General features: G+C 47.9%; 10 protein-coding genes. 8 read left to right on the forward strand and 2 right to left on the reverse strand.

All coding sequences use genetic code 11. The features are described from left to right. The first annotated feature begins 90 nt into the window (after positions 1-90). The 5 genes from BC343_RS23150 (at position 91) to BC343_RS23170 (ending at position 3,613) form a co-directional block, all read left to right on the forward strand. Positions 91-1,074: a pyruvate dehydrogenase complex E1 component subunit beta gene (locus BC343_RS23150; RefSeq protein ID WP_078350184.1), complete on the forward strand. Its 984-nt coding sequence runs from the start codon at positions 91-93 to the stop codon at positions 1,072-1,074. Positions 1,075-1,206: 132 nt separating this feature from the next. Continuing rightward, positions 1,207-1,506, forward strand: coding sequence for an ArsR/SmtB family transcription factor (locus BC343_RS23155; protein WP_078350185.1), 300 nt, complete (start codon positions 1,207-1,209; stop codon positions 1,504-1,506). A 19-nt stretch (positions 1,507-1,525) separates the two neighbouring features. Then, positions 1,526-2,629 (forward strand): NADH:flavin oxidoreductase, encoded by a 1,104-nt coding sequence (locus BC343_RS23160; protein ID WP_078350186.1) that lies wholly within the window; start codon positions 1,526-1,528, stop codon positions 2,627-2,629. Between the two features lie 168 nt (positions 2,630-2,797). After that, positions 2,798-3,310 carry a hypothetical protein gene (locus BC343_RS23165; RefSeq protein WP_078350187.1) on the forward strand — a complete coding sequence of 171 codons (513 nt, stop codon included), beginning with the start codon at positions 2,798-2,800 and terminating at the stop codon, positions 3,308-3,310. A 69-nt stretch (positions 3,311-3,379) separates the two neighbouring features. Further along, the gene (locus BC343_RS23170) at positions 3,380-3,613 is read left to right on the forward strand and encodes a hypothetical protein (RefSeq protein ID WP_078350188.1); all 234 of its coding nucleotides are present in this window, start codon (positions 3,380-3,382) and stop codon (positions 3,611-3,613) included. A gap of 7 nt (positions 3,614-3,620) precedes the next feature. On the opposite strand, the gene BC343_RS23175 is transcribed toward BC343_RS23170, so the two are convergent. After that, complete coding sequence (locus BC343_RS23175) at positions 3,621-4,280, reverse strand: metal-dependent transcriptional regulator (protein ID WP_078350189.1); 660 nt, start codon at positions 4,278-4,280, stop codon at positions 3,621-3,623. A gap of 190 nt (positions 4,281-4,470) precedes the next feature. On the opposite strand from BC343_RS23175, the gene BC343_RS23180 reads away from it, so the two are divergent. From BC343_RS23180 to BC343_RS23190, 3 genes are all read left to right on the forward strand, one after another. Continuing rightward, positions 4,471-6,864 (forward strand): TonB-dependent receptor, encoded by a 2,394-nt coding sequence (locus BC343_RS23180; protein WP_238381840.1) that lies wholly within the window; start codon positions 4,471-4,473, stop codon positions 6,862-6,864. A 396-nt stretch (positions 6,865-7,260) separates the two neighbouring features. Continuing rightward, a complete protein-coding gene (locus BC343_RS23185; protein ID WP_078350191.1) occupies positions 7,261-9,534 on the forward strand; it encodes a Tex family protein in 2,274 nt (757 codons plus the stop codon). A gap of 115 nt (positions 9,535-9,649) precedes the next feature. Then, positions 9,650-12,277 (forward strand): T9SS type B sorting domain-containing protein, encoded by a 2,628-nt coding sequence (locus BC343_RS23190; RefSeq protein WP_078350192.1) that lies wholly within the window; start codon positions 9,650-9,652, stop codon positions 12,275-12,277. 83 nt (positions 12,278-12,360) lie between these two features. On the opposite strand, the gene BC343_RS23195 is transcribed toward BC343_RS23190, so the two are convergent. Continuing rightward, positions 12,361-12,996, reverse strand: a complete 636-nt coding sequence (locus tag BC343_RS23195) for a hypothetical protein (RefSeq protein WP_078350193.1) — start codon at positions 12,994-12,996, stop codon at positions 12,361-12,363. Positions 12,997-13,135 lie beyond the last annotated feature (139 nt).

A 13,135-nucleotide genomic window follows, 5' to 3' on the forward strand; every position in this document is an offset into this window, starting at 1 on the left:
ATGTAACCACTTTATTATACGCCGCGCCAATTGCATTTTACACATTAGTGCTTATATTTGCCATCGCAAAAAACTTCATTTTATACAATAATGAGAGAAATACAATTCAGGGAAGCGCTTAGAGAGGCCATGCAGGAAGAAATGCGCACAGACGAAAACGTATACCTAATGGGCGAAGAGGTTGCCGAATATAACGGTGCCTATAAAGTAAGCCAGGGTATGTTGGACGAATTTGGCGCTAAACGTATCATTGATACGCCTATCTCTGAATTAGGCTTTGCCGGTATAGGCATTGGCTCGGCCATGAACGGTTTAAAACCTATCGTAGAGTTCATGACTTTCAACTTCTCGCTGGTAGCTATCGACCAGATCATCAACGGCGCAGCCAAAATGATGAGCATGAGCGGTGGCCAGTTCTCGGTGCCTATCGTATTCCGCGGCCCAACCGGTAACGCAGGTATGCTTAGCTCGCAGCACAGCCAGTGCTTCGAAAACTGGTATGCTAACTGCCCGGGCCTAAAAGTGGTAGTACCATCAAACCCTGCCGATGCAAAAGGTTTATTAAAATCAGCTATCATCGATCCGGATCCGGTTATCTTTATGGAATCGGAATTAATGTATGGCGATAAAGGCGAAGTTCCGGAAGAAACTTACTACACCCCAATAGGTAAAGCTGCTGTAACCAAAGAAGGTACCGATGTTACTTTAGTTGGTTTTGGTAAGATCATGAAAGTAGTTAACGCTGCTGCTGCCGAACTGGAAAAAGAAGGCATCCATGCAGAGGTTATCGACTTACGCACCGTTCGCCCTATCGATTATCCTTGCATCATCGAATCGGTTAAGAAAACCAACCGTTTGATCGTGGTAGAAGAAAGCTGGCCATTAGGCTCTATCGCTACCGAGATCGCCTTCAAAGTACAGAAAGATGCTTTCGATTACTTAGATGCACCTATACTGCGCATCACCGGTGGCGACGTACCATTGCCGTACGCACCAACCCTGATACAGGAATACCTGCCAAACCCGGAGCGTGTTATAAAAGCAGTAAAAGAAGTAATGTACGTTACCAAATAATTTGTAACTATAACATATTCGAAAAGCCTTCCCGAGCAATTGGGGAGGCTTTTTTGTTGGTACCCCATCAAGTTAATGTCATATAACAGCACTTAATTGGCATATCGGGAAATTCCGATATATCTTTGTTGTATGGATGAGGTAGAGATATTTAAAGCACTGTCTAACAAAGGCAGGCTGCAAATTTTAAATTGGCTTAAAAACCCGGAGGTGCACTTTCCGGGGCAGGCAGAGAAAGGGTTTGATTATGGCGTATGCGTAGGGCAAATCCAAACAAAACTGGGGCTAACTCAATCTACCGTGTCTGAATACCTTACCATTTTGCAACGCGCCGGGCTGATCACCTCTACGCGCACCGCACAGTGGACCTACTACAAACGTAACGAAGAAGCCTTTGCCGCTTTAAGTGAACTTATTCAAAAAGACATTTAATTAAAAAGACATTCCTACTATGAATACAGATAGTTTATTCAGTCCGTTTAGCCTGAAGTCATTAAATATTAAAAACCGCATCGTAATGGCTCCTATGACGCGTTCGTTCTCGCCCAATGGCGTGCCGACTGCCGACGTTGCTGCCTATTACCGTAAACGTGCCGAAGGTGAAGTTGGCTTGATATTATCAGAAGGTACGGTTATTAACCGCGTATCATCATCTAACGATGCCAACGTGCCACACTTTTATGGTACTGAAGCATTGGCTGGCTGGCAGAATGTAATTAACGGCGTGCATACTGCGGGTGGCGCTATGGGCCCGCAGATATGGCACATGGGTATAATGGATAACCACCATTCGGGCTGGGTGCCTTCGCAGCCATTTGAAGGCCCATCGGGTTTGAACAGGCCCGGAAATAACAACGGCAATACCATGACAGATAGCGACATTGCCGATACCATCGCGGCCTTTGGCCAAGCAGCAGCTGATGCCAAAAGTTTAGGTTTTGATTGCGTAGAGATACACGGTGCTCACGGCTACCTTATCGACCAATTTTTTTGGGACGGTACCAATGAACGTACCGATGCCTTCGGCGGTAAAACCCTGTCCGAGCGCACCCGCTTTGGCGTAGAAGTAATTAAAGAGGTGCGCCGCCGCGTTGGCGACGATTTTGCCGTGATCATCCGCTTGTCGCAATTTAAGCCATCTGCTTATGATAATAAATTGGCGGCTACCCCTGCGGAGATGGAAGCATGGCTGTCCCCATTGGCTGATGCTGGCATAGATATTTTCCACTGCTCGCAGCGCCGCTTTTGGGAGCCGGAGTTCGAAGGCAGCGACCTTAACTTTGCAGGTTGGGCAAAAAAGCTAACCGGTAAAGCCACTATTACCGTTGGTTCGGTAGGGTTAACAGGAGAGTTTATGGCTGCTTTCAGGGGCGAAAGCTCTCAGCCAAGTTCGCTCGACGAATTGCTGAGGCGATTTGACCGTGGTGATTTTGACCTGGTTGGCGTAGGCCGCCCCTTACTGGCCGACCCATTTTGGGTTAACAAAATACGCGAAGGCCGTACCGACGAATTGAAAGGCTTTACTACCGCCGCCCTTGGCGAGTTAGTGATGTAAAAACAAAAAAAGAGGCTAACCCAACGGTTGGCCTCCTTTTATTTGATAGTTTTACGCAACAACCGGTTTGCAAATTTGCCAGGCACCATCAAAGCATTGAAGAAGATTTCCCGACGAACGTTTTATAAGCGTTATCCCTGCTTTGTTCGCTCGGATAACTATCACAACATGTATTCTTTTCCTGAAACCATAGGCAGCCATATCCTGTACGCCGAGGCAGGTTCTACCCAAGGGTTATGTAACAGGGTTGCCAATGGCTTAACTGCGATGGCTAACGCAAGGGATTACACACATTTATATTTTATGGGCGATAGTGGCACTCCCTGGCTTTGCCGCCCGCATACCTATCCACCTGTGACACGCGCGTTGGAATACCTTATGGAAAACGGTATTAGCGAAACGTTCAACGGAGTCATAAAGGTAGATCTAACTGAGCTACCTCAGTTTGTTAAACACTTGTTTTGGCTGGTACGCTGCAATGGCGTAACCTTTGCGCCACATTTTACCGACGAGAGCTTTAACATCATTGGCAACATTTGCCAGTATGGAAACATCCATATTAGCACATTAACTACAGTTGCGGATGACGGTTTTAATGATGTTGTTTTGGCTGCAGGCTTAAATTTTTTAGAGGGAATGGACTGCGGCGCATCGCGGATAAACGGCCGCCACTTTGCGTAGCCTATTGAAAATTAACGCACTCCGTTAAATTAATATTAATTTTATTCAAATATTGTTTACCTTTAGGTTATGGCAACACCAGAGAATCGCAAACTGATATTCCCGATGCTAATATTCATTGGCATGGTAGCGGTGGGTGTGAACAGCATTAACCGGGCCATCGATTCGCACCAAACCTGGCGTTTGGTTATATCGGTTATCCCTACGCTGATGTTTAGCGCGGCAACCATACTGGTTATTATGAAGTATAAGTACGAGAGCAAGAACCACGAAGAAAGCTCCGACAATACGCTCGACCAATAGGACACTCTTACATATCTATCAGGATATTCTCCCCAAACTTTTGCGAAACCGTAGTGCGCTCGCCGCCGCTTATGCTTATCACCAGGGAGCCATCAAATTGTATCTTCTCTACCAATTGCAGTTTTGTACCAATGTTAATGTTCAGCTTTTGCAGGTATTGCAAAAAGGCGCTTGTGGTATCTTTTACAGCGGCCACGCGGCAATGCGTACCGGGTTTAACATCGGCAAGAGTAGTGGAATGGCGCTTGGCCATTTTGCCGTTGGCTTTGGGTATAGGGTCGCCGTGCGGGTCGTACTCGGGGAAGCCTAAGAACTTATCAAGCCTGTCGGCAAGGGTAGCATCTTTAATATGCTCCAAGTCTTCGGCAATATCGTGTATCTCGTCCCAGTGGTAGCCCAGTTTCTCTAATAAAAATACTTCCCAAAGTCGGTGGCGGCGTACAATCATGGTCGCATCTTTTTGCCCTTGTCCAGTTAATTCCACGCCTTTTTTCTTATCGTAATTGATGAGTTGCTTCTCAGTAAGCTTGCGTATCATATCCACAACCGATGCCGGGTTATTGCCCAGCCATTCGGCAATTGCCGTTGGGGTAATCTTCTCACCATCTTTATCCTGCCAAAGGCGGTAAATACATTTCAGGTAGTTTTCTTCCGATAGCGTGTTCATGGCTCTTTATTGGGTATTGCAAACATAAACAAAAATGCATGGGTATAAATAAAATTAGTCTTGCCTAATTTTATTTATTTAGTTTGTCAATTTTAATTTATACGTTTGTGCGAAACATCTATACATGCGCTATCTAATACTAACTATATTTACTTTTTGTATATCAACAGCTTTCGCCCAAAACACGAGTTTGAAGGGTAGGGTAACATCTAACAATACGCCGTTGGCTTATGCCACGGTAGCGCTCTCGGGCACCCGCCATGGCGCTACCACCAATGAGCAAGGCTACTACGAAATAAAGAACGTACCCGCCGGGCAATACCTCGCTGTTTTTAGCAGCGTAGGCTATTTTACCGAAAAGCTGAAAGCGAACATTACTACCGGCGATGCCTCTATACTACATGCCGATTTGAAAGAAGGCAGCTCGAAACTGAACGAGGTGGTAGTAACAGGCGTATCGCGCGCTACCGAATTGCGCAGTAACCCCGTGCCTATTGCGGTAATGGGCAAGGCAGAGATAGACCAGCACGTGAACAACAATATTATTGATGCCGTGATAAAAGGCGTGCCGGGTGTTACTGCCGTTACTACCGGCCCAAATATATCCAAGCCTTTCATCCGTGGCTTAGGCTATAACCGTGTGCTGACTCTATACGATGGCATACGCCAGGAAGGGCAGCAATGGGGCGATGAGCATGGTATAGAGATAGACCAATACGGCATATCCCGGGCCGAAGTAATAAAAGGTCCGGCCAGTTTAACTTACGGTTCGGATGCACTGGCGGGCGTTATTAACCTGATACCCTATATCCCCAACGGCGACGATGGCAAACTGAAAGGCGACTTCGCTAATGATTATCATACCAACAACGGGTTGATAGGTTCTTCGCTGGGCCTATCGTACAAAAAAAATGATTGGAAATACGCCTTTCGCATCACCGGCAAACTGGCGCATAATTATCAGAACAAGATAGATGGGCCGGTGTATAATTCGGCGTTCCGGGAGTATATTGCATCGGGCATGGTGCGTACGGATAAGAAATGGGGCTATTCGCAACTGGCGGCTACCATCTACAATAACCAGCAGGAAATACCCGATGGCAGCCGCGATTCGCTTACACGTAAGTTTACCCGGCAGGTGGCCGAGGGCGCGAATGATGATATCAAGAATCGCCCCTTTGCCCCGGAGGAGTACTTACAATCGTACCGTATAACACCTCTGCATCAGCATATACAGCATTACCGTATTTACAGCAAAAACGAGTTTAAGTTGGGCGATGGCTTGCTTGATGCCTCCGTTGGCGGGCAGCAGAGCGTACGCCGCGAATACAACCACCCCACACAGCCACAACAGGCAGGGCTTTATGTTACGCTGAATACCCTGAATTACGATGTGCGCTACAGTGCCCCCGCCTTCGCCGGCATAGAAACCACCTTTGGCGCCAATGGTATTTACCAAACCAATCGCAGCAAGGCGGCTACTGATTTTCCTATTCCCGATTACAACCTGTTCGATATAGGCACATTCTTTTTCGCTAAAAAAACTATTGGCAAAACAGATATTTCGGGTGGTATCAGGTTCGATAACCGCAACATCCGCTGGGATGATTTTTATGTGGGGCCAAATCCCGCGAACGGATTCGAGCAGAAAGTCTCGGCAAATACCGCGGGCAGCAAACTGCAATTCCCATCGTTCAACCACAATTACCGCGGGGTATCATACAGCCTGGGGCTTACCTACAATGTAAGCGAGCGCGTATTGCTGAAGGGGAATATTGCCCGTGGCTACCGCGCACCAAATATTACCGAAATAGGCAGCAACGGGCTTGACCCGGGCGCACACATTGTATACCTCGGCAACCGCAGTTTTGTGCCCGAGTTTAATTTGCAGGAAGATATTGGCGTAATTGCTTACCTGAAAGATGCCGATCTGATGATGGAGCTATTTAACAACCAGGTGCAGAACTACATTTACCAATCGCGGCTGGACGACGAGAACGGCAACCCGGTCATCATTGTCCCCGGTAACAGTACTTACCAATATCAGCAATCGCGCGCGCGGTTGTATGGTGCCGAGTTTACGTTCAATCTGCATCCGCACAACTTAAAATGGTTGAGCCTGAATAATAGTTTGGCTTACGTAGTAGGTTTAAATCAAAACGAAAAGCTGATAGCGCAATCCAACGGTGCCGCCAAATACCTTCCCTTTATTCCGCCGCTGCATGTGCGTTCGCAATTAGCTATCAAGCTGCCGGGCAACTACGGTATCCTCAGCAAAGTTACCTTCCGCGCTGAAGCTGATATGTATGCCGCCCAAAACAAATTCTACTCCCTCAATAATACCGAAACCGCTACACCGGGTTATACCCTCATTAATACAGGCATCAGCACAACCGTTAGCCGCAAAGGCGGCAAGCCATTGTTCGACCTGTTTTTGCAAGCCGATAACCTGTTCGATGTAGCCTATCAATCGAACCTTAACCGCCTTAAGTATTTTGAATACTACAATTCATCGCCAAATGGTAGATTAGGTATTTATAACATCGGCAGGAATTTGAGTTTTAAGGTGGTGGTACCGTTTTAAGCCCCAAGCCCCCTAACATCCGCTGGCTAGCGGAGGAACTTTTGATTGGTAAATAAGGCGGTGTTTGTCCACCATGTCATTGCGAAGCCCTGAAGGGATGGGGAGAGCGAATGAGGGCTGTGGCAATCTCATAGGACAGTCCACTAAGCAAAGTCGCTCTTCATACGGTCGTGCGCACGGAGATTGCCGCGTCGCTCCTTCGCGCAATGCCCGCCCACTCGCTCCTCGCAATGACAATGAAGAATAAACTTCCTCTTTTTTGTTAACAACCTTTTTTTGAATTTCTCCCCAAAGAGTGCCAACTTCGCGTTCCCGAGAAATTCGATGAGCTTAACGGTGGAATCTAAAACCCATCGGTGAAATCATCAACGAATCGGTGTAATCAAAAATAAATCTGTGGAATCGTATAATTTAAAAATAGCCCAGGAACTATCTGTTGGCAGCAAGCAGGTAAGCGCAACCATTGCTTTGTTAGACGAAGGCGCAACCGTGCCCTTTATTTCCCGTTACCGTAAAGAAGCCACCGGCAGCCTCGACGAGGTGCAGGTAGCCGCCATACGCGACCGTGTGCAACAACTGCGCGAATTAGATAAACGCCGCGAGGCTATCCTGAAATCGCTTAGCGATATGGGTAAACTAACGCCTGAGCTGGAAGCCGCGGTGAATGCCGCTGAAACCATGGTGCAATTGGAAGACGTGTACCTGCCATACCGCCCCAAACGCAAAACCCGTGCTACTGCCGCCCGCGAGAAAGGTTTGCAGCCATTGGCGGATGTGCTGTTGGAACAAAAGAATTTTGATGCCGAACTGGAAGCAGGCAAATACATAGACGAAGAAAAAGGCGTTGCCAGCATTGAGGAGGCTTTGGCCGGTGCCCGCGATATTATTGCCGAGTACATTAGCGAGCATGCCGAAACCCGCGCCAAAATGCGTGAGTTGTTTACGGAGAAAGGCACCTTCCAAAGCAGGGTTGCCGAGGGTAAGGAAGAAGAGGGCATTAAATACAAAGATTATTTCGACTGGACCGAGCCTGTAAAATCGGCACCATCGCACCGTATACTGGCCATGCGCCGCGGCGAAAAAGAAGAGATACTTTGGCTGGATGTAAAACCTACCGAAGAGGAAGCTATAGGCCTGTTAGAGGGCGAATTTATAAAAGGCCGCAACGCCGCGTCATCTCAAGTTGGTTTGGCCATTGCCGATGGCTATAAACGCCTGCTGAAACCATCTATGGAAACAGAGGTGCGCCTGCTTACCAAAAAGAAGGCCGACGACGAAGCCATCCGCGTATTTGCAGAGAACGCCCGCCAGTTATTGCTGAGCGCCCCCCTTGGCCAAAAACGCATGATGGCTATTGACCCGGGCTTCCGCACGGGCTGTAAAGTGGTTTGTTTAGATGAGCAGGGCAAACTGTTAGAGAATACTGCCATTTACCCGCATACCGGTGCCGGGCAAGCCAAAGAAGCCGAGAAAACCGTTCAATATTTGTTCGACCGTTATAAGATAGAGGCCATTGCCATTGGTAATGGTACGGCAGGGCGCGAAACTGAAGTGTTTGTGCGTAACATGAATTTGTCGGGAGCCGTGATCGTAATGGTGAACGAGAGCGGCGCATCCATCTATTCTGCATCGGATGTAGCGCGCGAGGAGTTTCCGGATAAGGACGTTACCGTGCGTGGCGCCGTATCTATAGGCCGCCGCCTGATGGACCCATTAGCCGAGTTGGTGAAGATAGACCCTAAATCGATAGGAGTTGGCCAGTACCAGCACGATGTGGACCAAAACAAACTGCAAACCTCGCTTGATGATACCGTTATCAGTTGCGTGAACGCCGTGGGCGTAGAGCTGAATACTGCATCTAAACAAATATTGGCCTATGTATCGGGCCTTGGCCCGCAACTGGCACAGAACATTGTGGAGTACCGCAACCAAAACGGAGCCTTTAAACGCCGCAGCGAGCTGAAGAAAGTTGCCCGCCTTGGCGATAAAGCCTATGAGCAGGCCGCAGGCTTCTTGCGTATACAAGGCGCCGAAAACCCCTTAGATACCAGTGCTGTGCACCCCGAGCGTTACGCTTTGGTAGAGCAAATAGCCCAGGATATGAACTGCAAGGTGCAGGATCTGATGCGCGACGATAAGCTGCGCAAATCTATCCCCCTGCAAAAATATATTTCAGATAGTGTGGGCCTACCAACGCTGAACGATATTATGGCAGAACTGGCCAAACCCGGCCGCGACCCGCGTGAGCAGTTTGAGGCCTTTAGCTTTACCGAGGGCGTTAATGCCATTGGCGACCTTAAAGTGGGCATGAAGTTGCCGGGTATTGTTACCAATATTACCGCCTTTGGTGCTTTTGTTGATATCGGCGTACACCAGGATGGTTTGGTGCACCTGAGCCAGATAACCAACCGCTACATAAAGGACCCTAATGAGGTACTTAAAGTGCATCAAAAGGTAGAAGTAACGGTAACCGAAGTAGATGTTAACCGCAAGCGCATTTCGCTATCGATGAAGGAGAACGAAAAACGTGAGGCACCTGCCGCAGGCAAACCGCGCGATAACCGCCCGCAACAAAAGCCATTCAACAACCGCCCTGCCAACAAACCCGCTCCTGAACCGGAGATGGATATGATGAGCAAACTGGCAGCATTGAAGAATAAGTTTAAGTAATTATAAAACGGCAGGGCTAAACGCTCTGCCGTTTTTGGTTTAGCACAGTCCCCGTTTGTTATAGTGCCACTTTTTTTGTATTTATGGGTAAAATTTGTTTTACAACCGAGGCCTGATGCACAATAAAACCTTCCGCATTATTTTATGCTTTTTCTTCTTGTTATGTAGTGTTGCAGCGCGGGCGCAAAAGCCACATTATGTTGTAAAATACAGCGAGCCGCAGGGGAGCAAAAAGGCTGTTAACTCAAAGGTTGCCGTTAATCAGCTTATCAATGGAATTTTGCCGCCGTTAATCAGCTATCAGACACCGCAGGCCTATGTTATAAACAGCACCATATCGGCGCTTGCACCTCAAAACGACGGCGGCGCCGTCCCGGCTGCTACCTATGGCCAGGTAAGCGATTTTGCCTCGGGTTTTGGCACCACTACCGGGGTTACTGTTGATGCAGCAGGAGCTTTGTACGTGGCCGATTGGAGTGCTAATACTATCATTAAAATAACATCATCGGGGCAACGCTCGGTTTTTGCCGGGAGCGGCGGCGTAGGTTCAAGTAACGGGCAAGGCACCTTAGCATCATTTAATACTCCCGATGCATTGGCCACGGATGCTGCAGGAAATATTTACGTTGCCGACCAGGCTAACAGTATGATCCGGAAAATTACCCCCGGCGGGCTGGTAACTACCCTGGCCGGTAGCACCAGCCCGGGATACGCTGATGGTACCGGCACCGCAGCAACTTTTGATAACCCGCGCGGCCTTGCCATAGATGCTGAGAATATTGTATACGTAGCCGATCAGGGGAATAATCTTATACGTAAAATTACACCAAGCGGTGAGGTAACTACCTACGCGGGCATAAAAGCCGGCGGTAATACAGATGGGCCGAGGCTTTTAGCTTCGTTTTCGTCGCCTACCGGCGTAGATGTTGATGCGTATGGCAACCTTTACGTGTCTGATGGGGCTAACGGTACCATCCGTAAAATAAGTGCAGCGGGCATTGTTTCTACGTTGGCGCGCGGCTTATCGTTTCCGCGCGAGTTAAGGGTAGACGGAACCGGGAATATTTACGTAGCCGACCAGAACGAAGGCCGTATAAAACGTATATCGCCGACGGGTGTGGTAACCGTAGTGGCAGGCAACGGCGCAGGCAGTGGCTCTAATTTTTTCGGATCGCCCATTGGCCTGATGCTTGATGGGCTTGGCAACTTGTATGTTGGCAGCGGCGGCCAGGCAAAAAAGGTAGTAATATCGGGGTATACCATTGATAAGGCCTTGCCGCCCGGGATGTCCTTCGATGTTAAAACCGGCATTATTACCGGTACGCCAACCTCGTTATGGCCAGCTACCGATTATACCATAACGGCTTATAATGGCGGCGGCAGTAACACTACGGTATTAAACATCAGTGTATTGGCCACGGCACCGCTCAAACAATCCATCATTACACTTCCTTCACAAAATAACCCGCCGTTAGATGCTAACAATAATTATCCTCCGCGGGGCACCAGTACCAATAACGAAACACCAATCACTTATACCAGCACCAACCCTGCTGTTGCCGTGCCTACTGCAGATGGTTTAATTCACCTGGTTGGCCCGGGCATTACCACTATTATAGCCAACCAGGCAGGCAATGCCAACTATTACCCGGCACAACCGGTTTCACAGCAACTTACCGTAGTGGAGTACCTGGAAGTAGCCATGCTGCCTATCCCCGCAAAATCAGTCTGCGATGGCGATTTCGATACCGAAACAGGCACCTCAAATCAAACCATTCCGCTCATTTTTACCAGCACCAACCCGGCGGTCGCAACCGTATCGCAAACGGGCAGGGTGCATATTGTCGGCCCGGGCACAACTACCATAACCCTTAGCCAAAATGCCAACCCGCCGCTGTATGTGTCTGCCGTGCCTGTTTCGCAAACATTAACGGTAGTAGCGCCGCAGGCACCATCAGCAACAATTTCGGCGAATTACGCATCGCCCTGCGAAGGCGGAACAATAACTTTTACCGCTGCTACCCAAAATGCGGGGGCAAACCCTACTTACAAGTGGATGGTAAACAGCAGTAGTGCCGGTACAAATAGCAACAGGTTTGTGAGTTCGGCTTTAAAAACAGGAGATATTGTAACCTGTATTGTTACCAATACCGATGATAATTGTGTTGCAAATTACCCTGCCACTTCTGATCCCGTAACCATAAGCCTGATAACACCGCAAACACCTTCCTTAAGCATTGAAGCCTCGGCCACTTCGGTATTAGAGGGTACAACCATTACTTTTACGGCTACTGTAACAGGGGCAACAGGAGTAGTAGATTACCAGTGGTTTGTTAACGGCGAAGCCGCAGGAACTAACAGCGCCATTTTTGAAAGCAATACTTTTGCTAATAATGATGTAGTTACCTGTATCGCCACTCCTGTAGCTGCCTGCAGCACGCCTGCAAACAGCCTGCCCATAACAGTATACGTGGTGGAGCGAATTACCGCACCAAATACTTTTACCCCCAATGCAGATGGTGTAAACGACGTTTGGAATATAAGTGGCATAGCAAGTTACCCTAAATGTGTGGTAAGTATTTATAATCGTTACGGTTCATCGGTATTCCAGTCGCGGGGGTACCAAAAGCCATGGGATGGTACCAACGGCGGCAAAATACTGCCGGCCGGCACCTATTATTACGTGATAGAACTGAAATACAAAAGCCAACGAATTGCGGGATATTTAACCCTATTACGATGAAGATCAATTTTTTATCGGTTCAACCCACAACAAAAGGCCTCACGTACGAGGCCTTTTGTTATTTAAGAAAGTGTTAAGTTGTTTTAAAACATCGGGATAGATTCTGATACCTGGTCGGTATCAAAAATTGCGCGTGCTTCGCCTTGTTTAATAAATGAGGTACCACCGTTCGTATTGTCAATATTAATGAGCCCGTAGCGGATATTATTGAGCTGGGTGCCGCTCTTCTCGCCGGAGATGATGATGCCGAATATGGCCGAGTTGGTACCCCGTACCGATTTAACTTTGCCGTATACGGTAAAGGTATTGCCCTTACCACTTATCGCTGTAACAATGCTTGTATCGGCAGTGTTTAAAAGATTTTGGGCGATAATTTTTATGTTATTATCACTATCCTGCGCAAAGAATTTGACCTTGGAGTCCGTAAAAGTCATATTGGGCGAATCGGTTGGCCTGTTACTTTTCAGTAACCGCCAGGGGCGGAATGAAAAAGCACCCTCCAAATTAGGCGGATCGGTTTCGGTATTCAATTCAATGCCAAGTTTGCTTAGTGTGTCCTGGTATTGTTTGGGGATAATATCGGCTATTTTTTTTGTTAATTCCTCTTGTTTAACTATTTGGTCAACCACCTCGTTCTTCTCGCTGTTACTGCAAGCCGCAAAGGCCACAGCAAGCAAAAGCACCACTCCCCATTTCAAATTTTGTGTAATCGTTTTCATGTTATTTGGTATTAGTTTTTTCCATACCCAAAATTGGGCAGAATGGGCTTGAGGGAAAATACCGCAATGGGGGATTTTAAGGGGGCGGGCAACTGTAAAGTATATGATTGCCTATCATATAAAATAAGCCAAAGATCAC

This window comes from Mucilaginibacter pedocola, assembly GCF_002013915.1.
GTDB classification, from domain to species: domain Bacteria; phylum Bacteroidota; class Bacteroidia; order Sphingobacteriales; family Sphingobacteriaceae; genus Mucilaginibacter; species Mucilaginibacter pedocola.

Excerpts from the sequence above, each read along its gene's own strand:
- BC343_RS23195 (WP_078350193.1), bottom strand. The coding sequence starts at position 12,996 with ATGAAAACGATTACACAAAATTTGAAATGGGGAGTGGTGCTTTTGCTT.
- BC343_RS23190 (WP_078350192.1), top strand. The coding sequence starts at position 9,650 with ATGCACAATAAAACCTTCCGCATTATTTTATGCTTTTTCTTCTTGTTA.
- BC343_RS23150 (WP_078350184.1), top strand. The coding sequence starts at position 91 with ATGAGAGAAATACAATTCAGGGAAGCGCTTAGAGAGGCCATGCAGGAA.
- BC343_RS23165 (WP_078350187.1), top strand. The coding sequence starts at position 2,798 with ATGTATTCTTTTCCTGAAACCATAGGCAGCCATATCCTGTACGCCGAG.
- BC343_RS23155 (WP_078350185.1), top strand. The coding sequence starts at position 1,207 with ATGGATGAGGTAGAGATATTTAAAGCACTGTCTAACAAAGGCAGGCTG.
- BC343_RS23170 (WP_078350188.1), top strand. The coding sequence starts at position 3,380 with ATGGCAACACCAGAGAATCGCAAACTGATATTCCCGATGCTAATATTC.
- BC343_RS23160 (WP_078350186.1), top strand. The coding sequence starts at position 1,526 with ATGAATACAGATAGTTTATTCAGTCCGTTTAGCCTGAAGTCATTAAAT.
- BC343_RS23175 (WP_078350189.1), bottom strand. The coding sequence starts at position 4,280 with ATGAACACGCTATCGGAAGAAAACTACCTGAAATGTATTTACCGCCTT.